At 66.7% G+C, this 17,409-nt stretch carries 8 protein-coding genes; 1 reads left to right on the forward strand and 7 read right to left on the reverse strand.

From position 1 onward, the window contains the following. The first annotated feature begins 6 nt into the window (after positions 1 to 6). Positions 7 to 369, forward strand: coding sequence for a ferredoxin family protein (locus tag PW843_25360; protein MDE1149893.1), 363 nt, complete (start codon positions 7 to 9; stop codon positions 367 to 369). On the opposite strand, the gene PW843_25365 is transcribed toward PW843_25360, so the two are convergent. The 7 genes from PW843_25365 to PW843_25395 all read right to left on the reverse strand — a co-directional run bounded on the left by PW843_25365 (position 353) and on the right by PW843_25395 (position 16,700). Further along, on the reverse strand, positions 353 to 1,555 hold the full coding sequence (locus PW843_25365) for a type II toxin-antitoxin system HipA family toxin (GenBank protein MDE1149894.1): 1,203 nt from the start codon (positions 1,553 to 1,555) through the stop codon (positions 353 to 355). The two genes, PW843_25360 and PW843_25365, sit on opposite strands and share 17 nt — an antisense overlap. 35 nt (positions 1,556 to 1,590) lie before the next feature. Next, a complete protein-coding gene (locus PW843_25370) occupies positions 1,591 to 1,893 on the reverse strand; it encodes a helix-turn-helix transcriptional regulator (protein ID MDE1149895.1) in 303 nt (100 codons plus the stop codon). A gap of 77 nt (positions 1,894 to 1,970) precedes the next feature. Then, positions 1,971 to 2,861 carry an alpha/beta hydrolase gene (locus PW843_25375; GenBank protein MDE1149896.1) on the reverse strand — a complete coding sequence of 297 codons (891 nt, stop codon included), beginning with the start codon at positions 2,859 to 2,861 and terminating at the stop codon, positions 1,971 to 1,973. Beyond that, on the reverse strand, positions 2,858 to 4,021 hold the full coding sequence (locus PW843_25380) for a glycosyltransferase family 9 protein (protein MDE1149897.1): 1,164 nt from the start codon (positions 4,019 to 4,021) through the stop codon (positions 2,858 to 2,860). The genes PW843_25375 and PW843_25380 overlap by 4 nt, the downstream gene beginning before the upstream one ends. 14 nt (positions 4,022 to 4,035) lie before the next feature. Further along, positions 4,036 to 6,378, reverse strand: coding sequence for a sulfotransferase (locus PW843_25385; protein ID MDE1149898.1), 2,343 nt, complete (start codon positions 6,376 to 6,378; stop codon positions 4,036 to 4,038). Between the two features lie 57 nt (positions 6,379 to 6,435). After that, on the reverse strand, positions 6,436 to 7,002 hold the full coding sequence (locus tag PW843_25390) for an invasion associated locus B family protein (protein ID MDE1149899.1): 567 nt from the start codon (positions 7,000 to 7,002) through the stop codon (positions 6,436 to 6,438). 500 nt (positions 7,003 to 7,502) lie between these two features. Then, complete coding sequence (locus tag PW843_25395) at positions 7,503 to 16,700, reverse strand: hypothetical protein (GenBank protein ID MDE1149900.1); 9,198 nt, start codon at positions 16,698 to 16,700, stop codon at positions 7,503 to 7,505. Positions 16,701 to 17,409: the final 709 nt, after the last annotated feature.

Consider the following 17,409-nt stretch of genomic DNA (forward strand, 5'->3'; position numbering starts at 1 on the left):
GCCATCATGATCGAACTGGTGATCCAGGACCGCTGCACCGGCTGCAATGCTTGCGTCCAGGCCTGCCCCACCAACGTCTTCGACGCCGCGCCGGCGGGGCCTCCCGTGATCGCGAGGCAGGACGACTGCCAGACCTGTTTCCTGTGCGAGCTTTATTGCGAGGCCGACGCCCTCTACGTGGCGCCCAACTGCGACGCGCCGGTGACCGTGGACGCCGCCACCATCGTGGCCAGCGGCCTGCTGGGCCAGTTCCGCCGCCATTCCGGCTGGCACGAATGGGCCAACGACCCGACCCACGCCAACCTGCACTGGCGCATGGGCGAACTGTTCGCGCGGGGGCGCAAGCCGGCGATCAAATCCGCGACGTGAATGGCCGGATCCGCCGCCCGACCTCGGCGGCGGATGTCGCCGAAACACCGGCTTCCGAGGCCAGCTGCGGCCAACGGTCAATGGCGGCCTTCACCTGATCGACACACGCCAAAGCGACATCCCGGCGCACGCCCACATCGCCGGCGACGCGCAGGATGTGATCAATGCCAGGCTCGCGTCCTTCACGCGCGATGTCCAGCGCGTGTTCCCCGCCCGGCCCGGACGAAAACGTGATGTCATACGCTGGGGACACCGACCAGGTGCCATCGGCGGCCATAAGGAAGCTGTGGTTCTTGGTATGGTCGTCACGGTTCCAGGCCAGGACATTGAAGACCATGCGAGCGAACATCTGTTCAACGTCCGCCTGACGCCGCGTCAGGCTGCGGGTCGCCTTCAGCAGGCCGTCATATCCGACGCTGGGCAGGCGATGATCGATGTTCAGCAGGCCACTCAGGGTGTGCATATGCACACGCCGGTTGCCGACACGATCAAAGCGCCTGATACCGAAATGCCCCGGCCCCGTGGTGGATGGAAACAGGCGGGTCGGCGGCATGGCGATGCCCGCCTGCCGCGCCATGCCAGTGTAGGCCTGTTCAATGGCACCGACATCGGGTGGATCCCCCACCCCTCGGAATTTGACGATCCAATGTTCATAGGCGTCCGGCAGGTCGTCCACGCCATGGATCAATCGCGTGCCGGCCGGCGAGCAACCGACCAGAGCCTTGGGGCGGGCACCTTGGGGTGAGCCGCCGATCCGCAGCAGTTCATCCAGCACGGCCACCGGATCGTCCGCCAGCACCAATCGGGATTCCCCGGCCAGGCGGTCGAGATCGACGTCGTTCCCCGCATCCGCCGCCAGGACGGGATGCTCCGGCACATAGGTAAGCGCCCCCATGCCCCGCGTTCCAACCCAGGCCAGCCGGTCAAGCGGCGTCAACCGGCCAGGCTGGACGCCGACCTGGTGCAGCTTGCGGTCCATCAGCAGGCGCCCCCAGCCGTCGGGCAAACTGTCGTTGAAAAGCCCATGCAAGCGGTCGAACACCTCACGCGGCCCCTCCATGACACCAGGACCGAGGCGCAGGCGGAATGGCGACACTTCAAACCCTTGGCTCAGGAAAGCCTGGTCATATTCGAACCAGGCCGCACGATCCCGCCATGCCAGGCGGCCGACCAGGTGCCCCCCCATTTCCACCCGAAGCAGCGTGATGGGTCGGAATTTCATTATTTGTTCGTCCCCCGCGCCCGCCTCTGCGGCTGCGCGATCATCGCATCCAGCGAGGTGAACTTGGGCGGCTTGAACAGATCTTCGAACGCCGCCTCTTGGCGCAAGGCGATGGCGACGCGCACCACCAGGTCCAGGGAGCCGGCGCCCAGGCGTTCGAACCGCTTCAGGCTGCCCAGGCTGACACCAGCCCTTTCCGCCAATCCCTCCTGGCTGAGGTTGGCGGCCAACCGGGCCTCACGGGCCCGGGCCGCGATCGCCTTGCAGGTGTCGGCGGGTGAGGTGAAATCAGTGAATAACATTTGATCCATTATATCGGAGAAAACCGATCTGTGGATCATATATAGGCTGTTATTCTAGCGCATCAATAGCGCGCCCATTACGGCAACCACCCCGGTATCGCCTTCAGCTCCGCCCGGCGCGACAGGTCGGGCCAGGCCTTGGCCCAGCAGCAATTGTGGTCCTGGCCGGGCACGGTGACGATGCGGGCCGAGGCGGGCTGCGGCTGGTGGGCGACGAAGGAACGGGCGATGGCGCCGTCGATCACCTTGTCATTGGCACCGTTGAAATGCACCTGTGGCAGGCGGGACAGCTTGGCGGCGTCGGTCACCGGGTCCAGCGAGGCCGACAGGGGCGCCAGTTCCAGGGTCTGGACCCACAGGCCCACATCCAGGTTGCCGGCGACCGTGACTAGGCCGACCACGTCCGCCCGGCGTTCGGCCAGCAGGGCCACCAGGCCGCCGCCGCCGGAATACCCCACCAGCACCAGGCGGCCGGCATGGCTCCGCGCCTTCAGCTGGTCCAGCGCCGCCGAAGCGCTGTCCACCACCTCGGGCGCGAAGCGGGCCTTGGTCCAGTAATCCACCTGGCAGGTGCGGCCACGGGTGGGCATCACGTACTGGCAGGGCCGGGCCAGATAGGCCACGGGGCCTGCCCCCGGATGCTGCTGCGCCAGGCGCAGGGCCAGGGGATCGGTGGGCGTGGGATCGGCCGCCGGCGATGTCGGCGTCAGGTAGGCCAGGCCGTCGCCCTCGATATAGACGGTCAGCACGGCGTCGGGCCCTGTGGCCGCCGCGCCGGGCTTCATCGCCGTCGCCAGGTCGAAGGCGCCGGCGGACAGGTAATCCCAGGACCAGCCGCCGGCCTGGGCCACCTCCGGCCCCCGTTCCTGGCGGCCGTAGAGCTTGGACAGGCCGGAGCAGGCGGCCAGGGGCCCGAGGGCCCCCAGCGCCAGGGTCAGCAGCAGGGCCTGGACGGCCCGCCGCCTCACTTCTTCGTGGCCTTCAAGTCGGCCAGGGCCTTGGCGATACGGTCGATGACCGGTCCCCACTGGCCCCATTCCGTCTGCCGGAACAGGCGGACAGACGGATACCACGGCGTGTCGTCACGGCCCTGCAACCAGCGCCAGTCCGGCAGCAGGGGCAGCATCACCCAGGCCGGCCGGCCCAGGGCGCCCGCCAGATGCACGGGCGAGCTGTCGATGGAGATCAACAGGTCGACCTCCATCAGGATGGCGGCCGTATCCTCGAAATCCTTGATCTCGGGGCTGAGGCTGACGACATGCTTGCCCAATGCCACCGGCGGATTCAGCGCCTGCTCCTCCTTCGGGCCCTTCTGCACCGAGAACAGGGTGACCCCGTCCTGCGCCAGCGGCGCCAGCATCTCCAGCCCCATGGACCGGTTGGCGTCGTTGAAGTGCGTCGGGCGGCCGGCCCAGAGGAAGGCCACCTTCAGGCCCTGGTATTGCGACAGGCGCTTGCGCCAATGGTCCCGCCGGTCGGGTAGCGCCGACAGGTAGGGCATGGGCTCGCCCGGCAACTGGCTGACCTGCAGGCCCATGATCATGGGCAGGCTCATCATTTCGGCGTGGACGTCGAAATGGGGCGGCAGTTCGCCGCGCAGGGTGATGGCATCGAAACCCTTCATGCGGCGGGCCAGGCTGGCCGTCTCATGATTGATTTCCAGCACCACGTTGGCCTGGCTCTTCTCCTTCGCCCACGCGACCATGCGCATGAACTGGAAGGTGTCGCCATAACCCTGCTCATCATGGATCAGCAGGGTCTTGCCGGGAATGGCCCGCCCGTCCCAGCGCGGCCGCTGCACCTTGCGCTCGATGCGCGTGGTGTGGGCCAGGCTGTAGCGGTAGGCGTATTCACGCCAACCCCGGTCGAACTCACCCAGCAACAACAGGGTTTCCGCCAGGTCGAAGCGGGTGGACAGGTGCCCCGGCAGGGCATCCACCAGCATCTCCTGGATGGGCTTGGCCTCCAGCACCCGTCCCTGCACGCGCAGGGACTGGGCCAGCAGGGCCCACAACGTCACCGGACCGGTGCCGCTGGCCAGCAGCGGGCGGACCATGGCCTCGACCTCGGCCCCCCGCCCCGCGATCAGCATGGGGCGGACTTGTGCCTCAAGATCCTTGATATCCATGACGACCGCCCCCGTCAGCTGGCGGCCGGCTTGCGGCGGCTGCGGGCGGGCTTGGCCGCCTCAGCCACCGGCGCTTCGACCGGGGCCGCCACGGGGGCGGCTTCGGCCTTGGCCTTCTTCGGGGCGGCCTTCTTCGGTTCAGCCTTGGGGGCCTCAACCTTCGGTGCCTCGACCGGTGCCGCTTCGGCGGCGGGGGCCGCCTTGGCCTTCTTCGGCGCGGCCTTGGGCGCGGCAACCTTGGCGGCCGGCTTGGCCACCGGCGCGTCCGGGGCATTGGGGTCGATGCCCAACGCCGCCAGCAGCGGGGTCAGCTGGGCCGCGTACGGCTTCCAGCGGCCCAGGCTGCTGCGGAAGATGGGCTGGCGCACCTGGTTCAGGCTGGCGGTCTTGATGGTCCGCTGGGTCTTGTGGAAGTCCAGGCAGGCCGGATTCCAGTCCAGGCCGACGAAGTCCACCAGGCGGCGGGCCTCCGTCTCCAGATCGTCCACCACATCCTCGTACCGCACCTCGATGAAGCGGTCGGCCGGCAGGACGGCGCGCCAATGATCCATCAGCGCCTCATAGGCGCGGTAGAACTCACCCAGTTCCGTCAGGTCGTAGGTGAACAGCTGTTCCCGCGTGAACAGCTTGGTGTAGCAGGACAGGCAGGTGTCCACCGGGTCGCGGCGCACATGGATGATGCGGGCGTCCGGCAAGGCCAGGTTGATCAGGCCGGCGAACAGGAAGTTCGACGGCATCTTGTCCACCACCCGGCGACGGTTGCCGGCCAGGGTGCGGACCTGGTCCAGGTAACGCTGGCCGATGGTGGCCTTGCCCTCATCCGTCAGCTGCGGGATGAAAGCCGGATAGGGGCCGACCTGGTTCACCAGCGTGTTCAGGAAGGGCAACTCGCCGGCGGCGGCCACCTGCGGGTGGCTGCCCAGGACCTGTTCGACCAGCGTGGTGCCGGACCGCGGCATGCCAAGGACGAACACCGCCAGGTCGCTGCCCTGGGTCGTGGCCTTGGCGCCCTTGAAGGCGGCGGCGGGGAAACACTTGGCGATGTCGCCGACCCAGCGCTGGGTGGCGGCGCTGTCATAGACGAAGGTCGCCCGCTTCTCACGGTTGCCCTGGTTCAGGTAGGCGAAGGCGCGCTCGCCATCGCCGATGTCCATCCAGGCCTTGCCCAGCGCGAAATTCAGGGCCGTGCGGTCGGTCTGCGACTGCACCGCGTCCGGGCCTTCCAGCAGGGACTGCATGCGGCCGACCAGCGGGTCGCCCGGCTGATAGCGATGCAGGTCGGACAGGTTGAACAAGGCGGAGGCCGAACGCGGGAACTGCGCCACCACCTGGTCGAAGGCGGCCTTGGCCTGGTCCTTGTCACCGCGCTCCATCAGCAGGACGCCGCGGTTGATCATGGCCTTTTCCGGGGCGAAACCCAGCGACTTGGTGGCCTTGTCGAAGGCGACCAGGGCCTCGTCATGCTGGCCCAGGGCCTGCAGCACCTCACCCAGGACGTTCTGCGCCTCGCCATTGTCGGGTTGGCTGGCCACGGCGCGGCGGGCGTCGGCCAAGGCCTCATCCAGCCGGTCCAGGTGGCGCAGGGCGGTGGCGCGCACCGTCAGGGCGCCGGCATGCAGGGGCGCGAAGCTCAGCAGCGAGTCGATCCAGCGCAGCGCATCGTCATTGCGGTTGCGGCCCAGTTCCACCGCCGCCGCGTTGATGTAGGCGTCGGCCAGGCGCGGGTTCAGGTCGATGGCCTTGCGGGCGCTGGCCAGGGCGTCGTCCGGGCGGCCCAGATCGTTCAGCAGGTTGGCCAGGTTGCTCTGCGCCTCGGCATAGGCCGGCGCCAGGCTGAGGGCCTGTTCATAACGCTGGCGCGCCTGGTCCAGGCGGCCCAGACGCTTCAGGGTGTTGCCCAGGTTGTTGTGCGCCTCGGCATAGTTCGGCTGCAAGGCCACCACCCGCTCCAGGCACGACAGGCTGTCTTCCAGCTTGCCGGCTTCCTGCAGGATGATTCCCAGGTTGTTCCAGCCGGCGACCAGCGCGTTGTCCATGGTCACGGCGCGGCGTGCCGCCACCTCGGCCTCGGCCAGCAGGCCCTTCTGGCGGCACATCTCACCCAGGTTGCTGAGGTAGACGGCCGGCACGCGCGGCGCCTGGCAGGCGCGGCGCAGATGGTCGATGGCCAGGTCCAGGTTGCCGTACGCGTGGGCCATCAGGCCCATCAGGTGCAGGGCGTCCGACTGGCCGGGCCACAGGGCCAGCACATGCTGACACAGGCGTTCCGCCTGATCGGCCTGGCCGGCGTTCCAATGGGCGTGGGCCTGGCCCAGCGCCTGCTCGACGGTCATGGTGTTTTGCTGTTGCGTGCTCATGGCTTCGTGCGCTTCGTCAGGACGATGGAATGGTCAGGGCGAGTTCGGATGTCAGGCTTAGTGCTTGGCCGGCGCCGGCAAGGCTTTCAGCGCCGCCGACAGCCCGGCCAACTGCACGGGGATGTCGATCGGGCTCTTGTCGCCATTGATGTAGCGCACGGCCAGCACCTTGCCATTGGTGAAACGGTCCAGCACCTTGCCGTCCTCAAGATCGGCGGCAGCGACGCAGCCGCCCGGCTGGCAACCGTCGAAGGGTAGCGTCAACGGCTTGTCCTGGTCCACCACCAGGGTGATGCCGGGCTGCAGCAGGACGCCCAGCGGCGTTGCCAGGATCAGGCGGGGCTTGCCCTCCGGCCCGATATAGCCCAGGCGGACATGCAGCATCATGACGTTTTGCGGCGTGGCGATGGCGAACTGCTCCACATAGCAGATCTCGGCACCGGCATCGGTCTTGGTGCAGGCCTTGGACCACAGCGGGCCCGGCGCCTTGGTGACCTCAGGCACACCCTTGGCCGCCGGCTGGGTCGCCGCGGGCGCGACCGTGGCCGGCGCCGTCTTGTTCGGCTCCGCCGCCACCGTGGCGCGCGCCGCCCCCATCATCCCCGCGGTGAGACCGATCGCCATTGCGACAGCGGCCGCCCCTGCAAAAATCCTCATCTCGGTACTCCGGAAAAAAGGCCCACCAAAAAACGCGGCTGTTCCCTGTCTGCGACCCGGCCGCTTATAGACAACCGCTTATAGAATGAATCGGCTGGCAACCGCCACGTCCGAACCATCGCGCCGCCCCAATCTGGCCCACCCCATCTGGAGGCGCGATAATGGACTAACCAACAGGGAAGCGATAGCGTCAAGCTCTTAACAAACCGTATACCATCCTATTGCCGCCGCAGGGCGTTGATAGCCGGTTTCCCAAGGAAAATCCTCGGTTTGTTCCTGACGAATTCTGATAACGGATTGGCCGCCCAAGCGACCTAACGGTATTTCTTCCCACATCACCTGAATCTGGGAAGGAAGGACCCGGGCGATTCGCCCGGTGTCACAACAGAGAGTTCCTGTGTCCGGCCCCCGGTACACCCTGGAGGGACGCCGGACCGGCCATCTGGCCGGCCCGGTAGCCCATCGCGTCAGAACGACCAGCTGGCGCGCAGGACGCCGGCGTGGCTTTGGTAATCGCTGCGCAGTTCGCCGTTATACTCCAGCCGAAGGCTCAGGTTGTCGCCCTTGGCCAGGGTGGCACCCAGGGCGATGGCAACACCGTCGGCGCTGACCCGGCCCGTCGTGCTGGCGAAGCTGACGCCACCCAGGACGGCCGTGGTCGAGACCGGGCCGTTCAAGTAGTCGTGCACCCACGCCAGCTTCAGGTCCGGCAGCAGCCGGCCGAAGGCGGTGTCGAGTGCCGTGTCCAGCTTGAAGCCCACCTGCTGGGTCAGGCTGTTGGTGGTCAGCGCGCCGACGTCCAGATCCGCCACGCCGGCGTCATGTTCGCTGTAGGCATGGTTGGTCAGGCGGGCCGCCTGCAGGCTGTACTGCGGCGTCAGGGTGAAGCCGTTGTGGTCCGGCATGGCGTAACCGACCGTCACCTTGCCCACATACTGCTCCCCGCCGTAATTGGCATTGGCGCGGGCGCCCAGGAAGTCGATGTCGCGGCGCTGGTCATAGTGGTTGTAGCCGAACGCCACCTGGCCCTCGACCGACAGCCGGCGTTCGGCGAAGGCCGGACGCCAGACGCTGTAGGCCGTCAGCTGGTAGCTGCCCACCCGCGTCAGGCTGCCCGCCGCGTCGTCCTGGCCCACCGCGTCGCTGTTCAGCCAGCTGAACGCCAGGCCCGCCATGATCTCGGGGTTGATGTACCAGTCGCCACCCAGCACGATCCCCGCACTGCTGGCGCGGTAGCCGGCCGCCTCCGTGGCATTGGCGCGCAAGGCGCCGCCGCCCAGGATTTCGCCCCACAGCACGCCGTTCAGGGTGCCGTCGCCGGCCGACGCCCCGCTGCCGCCCATGCTGTCCATCAGGCCCGCCACCGTCTGCTGGTGCTGGCTGATGGCCGTGGTGGTGGGCGTGAACAGGGTGGTGGTCAGCTGCGGCGTCAGCTGGTTGGGGGCCAACTGCGCCACGGCCACCTGCTGCGCCTTGCCCATCAGGCTGGACAGCGGGTTCAGGACCGCATTCTGGAAGGCCACGGCCGCCGTGCCTGTGCCGGCGGCGATCTGGTCCAGGGCGATACCGGTGCCAATGGCGGCACCACCCTCCGCCCGACCCACGGCCGCATAACGGACGCCGGGCTTGGTCGGCGTGGTCGTGCCGCTGCCACCGGTGCCGTCGCCACCCGTATCGGTGCCCGTGCCCGCACCGCTGTCGCCGCCGCTGCCCGTGTCAGTCCCGGTACCAGTGCCCGTACCGCTGCCGGTGGTGCCGGTGCTGCCGGTGGCCAGGGTCAGCACCAGTTCTGTCTTGCCGCCGCTGGTGATGGTGGAACTGGTCACCGTGTAGCCGACGGCCGTCAGGGTCAGGTTACTGGTCGCCAGGCTGCTGCCGGCCGAGACGACGGTGTAGCTGCCGGCCGACAGCGCGGTGCCGCCGGTGGACTTCAGCGTCACCGAACCGCCCGTCAGGCTGGCCGAACCGCTGATCACCAGGCTGCCGTAGCTGCTGGTGCTGGCGACACCGATCACCAGGTTGCCCGCCGTCTGGCTGTAGCTGCCGGTGATGTTGATCGCCGTATTCACCAGCAGGGTGGCGCCGCTGTTCACCACACTGTGCGTCCCGACATTGATGGCGTCGTTCAGCAGCAGGGTGCCGGATACGAAGCGCAGGTCCGCCAGCGTGCTGGTGATGGTGCCCAGGGCGCTGTTGTAACCGGTCAGGGTGCCCGGCGCATCGTCGGTGCCGCCGCTGATATCCAGTTCATTGGATGAGGCGTTGACGATGTCGCCGGCGATGGTGCCGGTGTTGGACAGGATCAGGACGCCGTCATTATAGATCGCCGTGGCACCGGTGATCAGGCCGCTATTGACCACGGTACCGATGGTGCCGGTGTTGTACACACCGTAGGAGGCGCCGCTGATGGTGCCGCGGTTGTCCACCACCGAAATGGTGCCCTGGTTGTTCAGGCCGGCGGCATCGACCGTGGGTGAGTCGATCAGGGCGCCGGTGTTCAGCACCGTGCCGATGCTGCCGGTATTCAGCAGGCCGATGGTGCCGCTGATGGTACCGCTGTTCGACAGCACGTCGATGGTGCCCCGGTTGGACACGCCGTCGATGGTGCCGCTGATCGTGCCGCTGTTCGACAGCAGGTCGATGGCGCCCCAGTTGGACACGCCGTCGACGGTGCCGAACACCGTGCCGGCATTGGACAAGGTGCCCAGGGTGCCGCCGTTCGCCACCACCAGGCCGACGACACCGCTAATGACGCCGCTGGCGCTGTTGGTCAGCACCCCGATGCTGCCGCCGTCCAGCACGCCGTCCTCTATCCCCGCCACCACGCCGCTGTTGGACACCGTGCCCACGCCGCCACGATTGTACAGGGCGGAATAGCCGCTGATGGTGCCGCCGTTGGACAGGCTGCCGATGGTGCCGCCGACGGTGTTGGACACGCCGTAGACGGTGCCCGTGATGGCGCCCGCGTTGTCCATCGCCGTGATGGTGCCGGCGTTGGACAGGCCGATGGACCCGCCGATGGCGCCGGTGCCGGCATTGACCAGGGTACCGATGCTGCCGCTGTTGCGGACGCCGGTGAGACCGCCGATGGTGCCGCTGTTGACCAGGTCGGGCATGGCGCCGACATTGACCAGGCCGGCGGCGTCGCCCGACGGCGCGTCCAGGATGGTGCCGATGTTGGTCACCGCGATGGTGCCGACGTTATACACGCCGTAGGTGCCGGCGGTGATATAGCCGCTGTTCGACAGGGTGCCGCCGCTGCCGCTGGACAGGATGACGATGCCAGTGGCACCGCCGGTGATCGTTCCAGCGTTGCTGATGCCGCCCAGCGTGCCGACAACCAGGACGCCACGGCTGGTCCCCACCAGGGTGCCGGTGTTGGACAGCGTGCCCAGCGTGCCGCCGGCCGCCACGATCACCGCCGTGGTCGAATGGATGGACCCGGTGTTGCCGATGCTGGCGTAGGTGCCGCCGATATAGTCGGCGGTGGCGGTGATCACCAGGTCGGTGACGCCGCCGCTGGTGACCGTGGACAGGGTGCCGTTGCTGACGGCGACGCCGCTGACCGACAGGGTCCCGGCCTCGACCACGGTGTAGCCGTCGCCCACCACCAGGTTGCTGCCCTGGTTGAAGGCCGCGCTGACCGTGCCGCCGGTCAGGCTGGCGGCACCGCTGACCACCAACTCGCCACCATCGGCCGTCAGGGTGCCCCCCGTCTGGCTGTAGTTGCCGGTGATGGTGACGGCGCTGACCAGCGTCACCGACGCGCCCGCGTTGGACAGCGTGCCGGTGCCCAGCGTGACCGCGTCGTTCAGCAGGATACCGCCGGACGACAGCACCACGTTGCCGAGCGTGCTGGTGATGGTGCCCTGGCTGCCGGCGGTGTAGCCGGTGAAGGTGCCCACGGCGCCCGAGGCGCCACCGGCGATGGTCAGGTCGCCGCCGGTGTTCCGGATATCACCGGCGATGGTGCCACCGTTGGACAGCAGGCCGATGGTGCCGCTGTTGTCGATGGCCAAGTTGGCGCCGCTGATCGTGCCGGTGTTGACCAAAGTGCCCAAGGCGGCGGCGTTCAGGACGCCGGTACCGCCGCTGTAGATGCCGCCGCTGTTGGTCAGCAGGCCCAAGGTGCCACCGATGTTGGCGACACCGGCGGCGATGATGCCGCTGGCCTGGATGACGCCGCCATTGGACAGCGTGTCCAGGATGGCATAGTTGGCGACACCGGCGATGGAGGTGGCGCCGCTGGCGGTGATGGTGCCGCCGGCGCTGTTGACCAGCAGGCCCAGCGTGCCCTCGTTGACGATGGCGGCGATGCTGTCCCAGCCGGAGGCGGAGATGAGGCCGGCGTTGGACAAGGTGCCCAGGGTGGCATCGTTGACGACGCCGCGGATGTAGTTGCCACCGCCGGTGCCGATGGTGCCACTGGCGGCGATGGTGCCGCCGGCGCTGTTGACCAGCAGGCCCAGCGTGCCTTCGTTGAAGATGGCGGCGATGGTGTTCAAGCCTGCGGCGGAGATGAGGCCGGCATTGGACAGGGTGTCGATCGCGCCACCGTTGCGGACACCCGCGCCCACGCCGGAAATGACCCCGCCATCGGTGTTGGCAAGGACGTTGATCACCCCCGAATTGTCGACGCCGATCCGTTGGGTGCCAGTGATGGTGCCGCTATTCCACAGGGTGCCGATCGTACCGGAAGTGCTGATGGCGCTGCCGCCGCTGCTGATGACGCCGGCGTTGGACAGGGTGTCGATCGCCCTACCGTTGAGGACACCCGTGGTCACGCCGGAAATGACCCCGCCATCGGTATTGGAAAGGACGTTGATCACCCCCGAATTGTAGATGCCGATCCATTGGGTGCCGGTGATGGTGCCGCTGTTCCGCAGGGTGCTGATCGTGTTCTGATTGCTGATGCCGCTTTGCCCACTGACGGTACCGCCGTTGGTCAGCGTGCCGATGGCGCCGCCCCGGTTGTAAATACCGATGCCACCACCCGTGATGGTGCCGCTGTTGGATAGCGTGCCGATGGTGCCGATTTCATTGTAGATGCCCGTCCTGGCACTGGAAACCAAGCCGTCGTTTGTCAGGGCGCCGATGGTGCCGGCGTTCCAGATGCCCGCATAATAGTGGTTGGCGTCATTGGTGGCCTGGATCAAACCGCTGTTGGCCAGGGTGCCGATGGTGCCGGCGTTGTGGATGCCCCCGTTGTCGCCGGCAATGGTGCCGCTGTTCCGCAGAATGTCGATCGTACCGGAAGTGTTGATGGCGCTGCCGCCGCTGATGACGCCGTCGTTGGTCAGCGTACCGATCACGCCATCCTGATTGTAGATGCCGAGGACACTGCCACTGATGGTGCCGCTGTTGGACAACAGGGCGATTGTGCCGCTGTTGGACACGCCACGGCTGGTCCCCGCCAGGGTGCCGGTGTTGACCAGGGTGCCCAGCGTGCCGCTGGCCGCCACGATCACCGCCGTGGTGGAATGGATGGACCCGGTGTTGCCGATGCTGGCGTAGGTGCCGCCGATATAGTCGGCGGTGGCGGTGATCACCAGGTCAGTGACGCCGCCGCTGGTGACCGTGGACAGGGTGCCGTTGCTGACGGCGACGCCGCTGACCGACAGGGTCCCGGCCTCGACCACGGTATAGCCGTCGCCCACCACCAGGTTGCTGCCCTGGTTGAAGGCCGCGCTGACCGTGCCGCCGGTCAGGCTGGCGGCACCGCTGACCACCAACTCGCCACCATCGGCCGTCAGGGTGCCCCCCGTCTGGCTGTAGTTGCCGGTGATGGTGACGGCGCTGACCAGCGTCACCGACGCGCCGGCGTTGGACAGCGTGCCGGTGCCCAGCGTGACCGCGTCGTTCAGCAGGATGCCACCAGACGACAGCACCACGTTGCCCAGCGTGCTGGTGATGGTGCCCTGGCTGCCGGCGGTGTAGCCGGTGAAGCTGCCCACGGCGCCCGAGGCGCCACCGGCGATGGTCAAGTCGCCGCCGGTGTTCCGGATATCACCGGCGATGGTACCACCGTTGGACAGCAGGCCGATGGTACCGCTGTTGTCGATGGCCAAGTTGGCGCTAGCGATGGTGCCGCTATTGGCCAACGAGCCGATGGTGCCGCTGTTGTACAGGGCGGCGTTGCCGCCGCTGATCGTGCCGGTGTTGACCAAAGTGCCCAAGGTGGCGGCGTTCAGGACGCCGGTACCGCCGCTGATGCTGCCGCTGTTGGTCAGCAGGCCCAAGGTGCCGGCGAAGTTGGCGACACCGGCGGCGGTGATGCCGTTGGCCTGGATGACGCCGGCGTTCGTCAGCGTGCCCAAGATGGCATAGTTGGCGACACCGGCGATGGAGGTGGCGCCGGCGGGGATGGGGCCGCCGGCGGTGATGGTGCCGCCGGCGCTGTTGACCAGCAGGCCCAGCGTGCCCTCGTTGACGATGGCGGCAACGCTGGCCCAGCCGGAGGCGGAGATGAGGCCGGCGTTGGACAAGGTGCCCAGGGTGGCGGCGTTGACGACGCCGGCGATGGAGTTGGCGTCGGCGTGGCCGGTGGTGCCGCTGGCGACGATGGTGCCGCCGGCGCTGTTGACCAGCAGGCCCAGCGTACCTTCGTTGAAGATGGCGGCGATGGTGTTCAAGCCGGCGGCGGAGATGAGGCCGGCGTTGGACAGGGTATCGATCGCCCTACCGTTGAGGACACCCGCGCTCACGCCGGAAATGACCCCGCCATCGGTGTTGGAAAGGACGTTGATCACCCCCGAATTGTCGATGCCCATCCATTGGGTGCCGGTGATGGTGCCGCTGTTCCGCAGGGTGCCGATCGTGTTCTGATTGCTGATGCCGCTTTGCCCGCTGACGGTGCCGCCATTGGTCAGCGTGCCGATGGCGCCGCCCCGGTTGTAAATACCGATGCCACCACCCGTGATGGTGCCGCTGTTGGACAGCGTGCCGATGGTGCCGATTTCATTGTAGATGCCCGTCCTGGCACTGGAAACCAGGCCGTCGTTTGTCAGGGCGCCGATGGTGCCGGCGTTCCAGATGCCCGCATAATAGCTGTTGGCGTCATTGGTGGCCTGGATCAAACCGCTGTTGGCCAGGGTGCCGATACTGCCGGCGCTGTAGATGCCGGCGCTACCGCCGGAAATGGTGCCGCTGTTGGTCAGGCTGGTGATCGTGCTGTTGTTGTAGACGCCCTCATTGCCAGAGATCGTGCCGCTGTTGGTCAGCGTGTCGATCGTGCCGCCCTGCGCCACCATCACGCCATAGTGGCTGCCCGACAGGGTGCCGCTGTTGGCCAGGGTGCCCAACGTGCCGCTGGCGGCCACGACCACGGCGGTGGTGGAACTGATCAAACCGCCGCCGGCGATGCCCAGGCTGCCATAGGTACCGCCGATATAGTCGCCCGTGGCGGCCATCACCAGGTCGGTGGCCGACCCGTTGGTGACGGTGGACAGGGTGCCGTTGCTGGCGACCACGCCGGCGGTGGACAGGGCGCCCGACACTTCGAGGATGGTGGTGCTGTCGCCCACGAACACATTTACGCCAACGCCACCCATGCTCACGGTGCCGCCGGTCAGGCTGGCCGCACCGCTGACCACCAGTTCGCCACCATGGGCCAGCAGGGTGCCGTCGGTCTGCGTAAAGTTGCCGGTGACGCTGACAATGCTGACCAGTTCCAGCACCGCGCCGGCGTTGACCAGCGTGCCGGTGCCCAGCGTGACCGCGTCGTTCAGCAGGATGCCGCCGGACGACAGCACCACGTTGCTGAGCGTGCTGGTGATGGTGCCCTGGCTGCCGGCGGTGTAGCCGGTGAAGGTGCCCACGGTACCCGAAGCGCCACCGGCGATGGTCAGGTCGCCGCCGGTGTTCAGGATATCACCCGCGATGATGCCGCTGTTGGACAGCAGGCCGATGGTGCCTTCGTTGCCGATGGCATACCTGGCGCTGGCGATGGTGCCGGTGTTGACCAGCAGGCCGATGGTGTTTGTGTTATAGAATCCAGCCCGTTCACCGGTGATCGAACCGTCGTTGGTCAGCGTACCGATGGCGCCATTGTTGTAGACGCCGTACGTGGCGCCGCCGGAGATCAAACCGGCGTTGGTCAACGTGCCGATGGTGCCATTGTTGACCACGCCCGCACGGGAAACGTTTGCCACGCCATTAAAGGCGATCGTGCCATCGTTGGCAAGCAAGCCGATGGTGCCGGCGTTGTTGACACCAGCCGCATCGCCGGAGATCAAACCGCTGTTGGACAGGGTGCCGATGGTGCCGTAACTGTAGACACCGGCTGCGGCGTAGGGCCCCGAGCCGGCGGAAATGGTACCGGCGTTGGACAGCGTGCCGATGCTGCCACTGTTGTAGATCGCGATCTCGCCGGCACGGATCAACCCGCCGGCCGAGTTGGACAGGACGCCGATAACGCCGCTGGTCAACACGCCCCTGGAACTGCCCGACAGGGTGCCGCTGTTGGCCAGCGTGCCCAGGCTCCCGGTGGCGGCGATATAAACGGCGCTGGCCGCTGTCAGCGTGCCGCTGTTGGACAGGGTGGCCAGGGTGCCGCCGATATAATCATTGCTGATGACCGCCAGCAGGTTATTCCCGTCCACGCCCTCGCTGACCGCCAATCCGGTCAGGGCGCTTTGCACCGTCACGCCGGCATAGCTGGACGCCGCACCGGCGCTGACCAATGTCGTGGCCCCAGCCAGGTAGTTGCCGGTGGCGCCGTAAAGCACCGCGACGGTGCCGCCGGTCAGGCTGGCGCTGCCGCTGACGTAAAGGCCGGCGCCGCCGGACGTCAGGTCCAGGGCGCCGGCGGACTGGCTGTAATTGCCGGTGACGCTGACCAGGCTTTCCAGCACCACGGAGGCGCCGATGTTGAGCAGGGTGTTGCCGCCGACGTTGACCGCGTCGTTCAGAAGCAGGTTGCCCGACGCCAGCACCACGTTGGCCAGCGTGTTGCTGATCGTGCCCTGGCTGCCGGCGACATAGCCGGTCAGGGTTCCCACCGTCGCGCCGGTGCCGCCGACGATCGTCAGGTCGTTGGTCGACAGGTTCAGGATGTCGCCGGTGATGGCGCCGGTGTTGATCAGCCGGTCGAAGCGGGCACCGGTATCGTTGTAGATGGCGGTGGGGCCGGTGATCAGGCCGCGATTGACCAACGTGCCGATGGTGCCGACGTTGTAGACGCCGTAGGTCGCGCCCAGAATGGTGCTGTTGTTCAACACCGTGCTGATGTTGCCGGTGTTGTAAAAGCCGGCGGCCGTGGGCGCCCCGGCGTCGATCACGCCGCCATTGTTGACCAGCACCCCAATGGTGCCGCTGTTGTACAGCGCCACCTGGCCTGAAACCTGGCCATCGTTGGTCAGCGTGCCGATGCTGCCGGCGTTTTGGATGCCGGTGATGCTGCCCGCCACGGTGCCGCTGTTGTACAGCGTGCCGACGATGACGCCGGAGCCTACCGCAAGCCCCGTCACCGCGATGGTGTTGGCGTAAGAGGTGGTCGGGGCGGTGATGGTGGTCTGCGCCTGGGCGGACGCCGCCAGGCCCATGCCGACGGCCAGCAGCGAGGCGCCGGCCAGCAGACGGCCGCGGCTACCCTGGACGGTGCCCTTCGGGGCGGCGGCGCCATGAGTCATGGCGCCGGCCGCACCCGCGTTCAAAATCCGTCCCATTTTCCCACCATCACAAATTATGCCCCAGGCAACGGCAACGCCCATGCCCCGCACGAACCGCCGCGCGTCATTGGGGGAGTATCATCGAAATAGGATTCAGCTTCAATTTTATTATCTTAAATATATGTGCAAAATTCTCATGTCAGAAGCACTATCATGGAAATGATTTTCCAGAAAGTCCATCATCACCAACCACAATTCACCGTTAAATGTTCGACAAATTAGCCATTAAAATTGCGTTAACGCTGGAAATAATTGTATATTTGCGTGAAAATTCCCCGGTTCCAGCTCAAATCATCCTTTCGTTACTATGGATCGTCACAGACTTCATGCGGATTTGACACAAGCGCCAACTTCACGAATGCCCTATGACAACCCACGGCGCATGTGAGCGAATGACCTAACTATTCCCAATCACGTCCGCCAGAAAACCCGAGCGCCATAAATCAGATTCGACGCGATCGGACATTGCCGATAACACGACGGCGGGGACGCGTCGCGTGAAATTGTTCGCCTTTTCTGCCGGTTTTATTGACGATCACGTTCCCACGACTACCCGTCGGGGCGGTACTTGGCCATTTCGCACGAAAGTCGCGACGCTCCACTTGACCGTCGCGTTTTATATATAATTCCTTGGCAGCACCATCACCCTCACATTACAAGACTTTGAGGGGCTGTTCGGCAGGCGGCCGGGGCGCCCCGGCCTTGC

It is taken from the genome of Azospirillaceae bacterium (assembly GCA_028283825.1).
Classification (GTDB): Bacteria; Pseudomonadota; Alphaproteobacteria; order Azospirillales; family Azospirillaceae; genus Nitrospirillum.

Bases quoted from the DNA above. Each gene is read 5' to 3' on its own strand.
- PW843_25360 (MDE1149893.1), top strand. From the start codon at position 7: ATGATCGAACTGGTGATCCAGGACCGCTGCACCGGCTGCAATGCTTGC.
- PW843_25365 (MDE1149894.1), bottom strand. From the start codon at position 1,555: ATGGGGGGGCACCTGGTCGGCCGCCTGGCATGGCGGGATCGTGCGGCC.
- PW843_25370 (MDE1149895.1), bottom strand. From the start codon at position 1,893: ATGTTATTCACTGATTTCACCTCACCCGCCGACACCTGCAAGGCGATC.
- PW843_25385 (MDE1149898.1), bottom strand. From the start codon at position 6,378: ATGAGCACGCAACAGCAAAACACCATGACCGTCGAGCAGGCGCTGGGC.
- PW843_25395 (MDE1149900.1), bottom strand. From the start codon at position 16,700: ATGGGACGGATTTTGAACGCGGGTGCGGCCGGCGCCATGACTCATGGC.
- PW843_25380 (MDE1149897.1), bottom strand. From the start codon at position 4,021: ATGGATATCAAGGATCTTGAGGCACAAGTCCGCCCCATGCTGATCGCG.
- PW843_25390 (MDE1149899.1), bottom strand. From the start codon at position 7,002: ATGGCGATCGGTCTCACCGCGGGGATGATGGGGGCGGCGCGCGCCACG.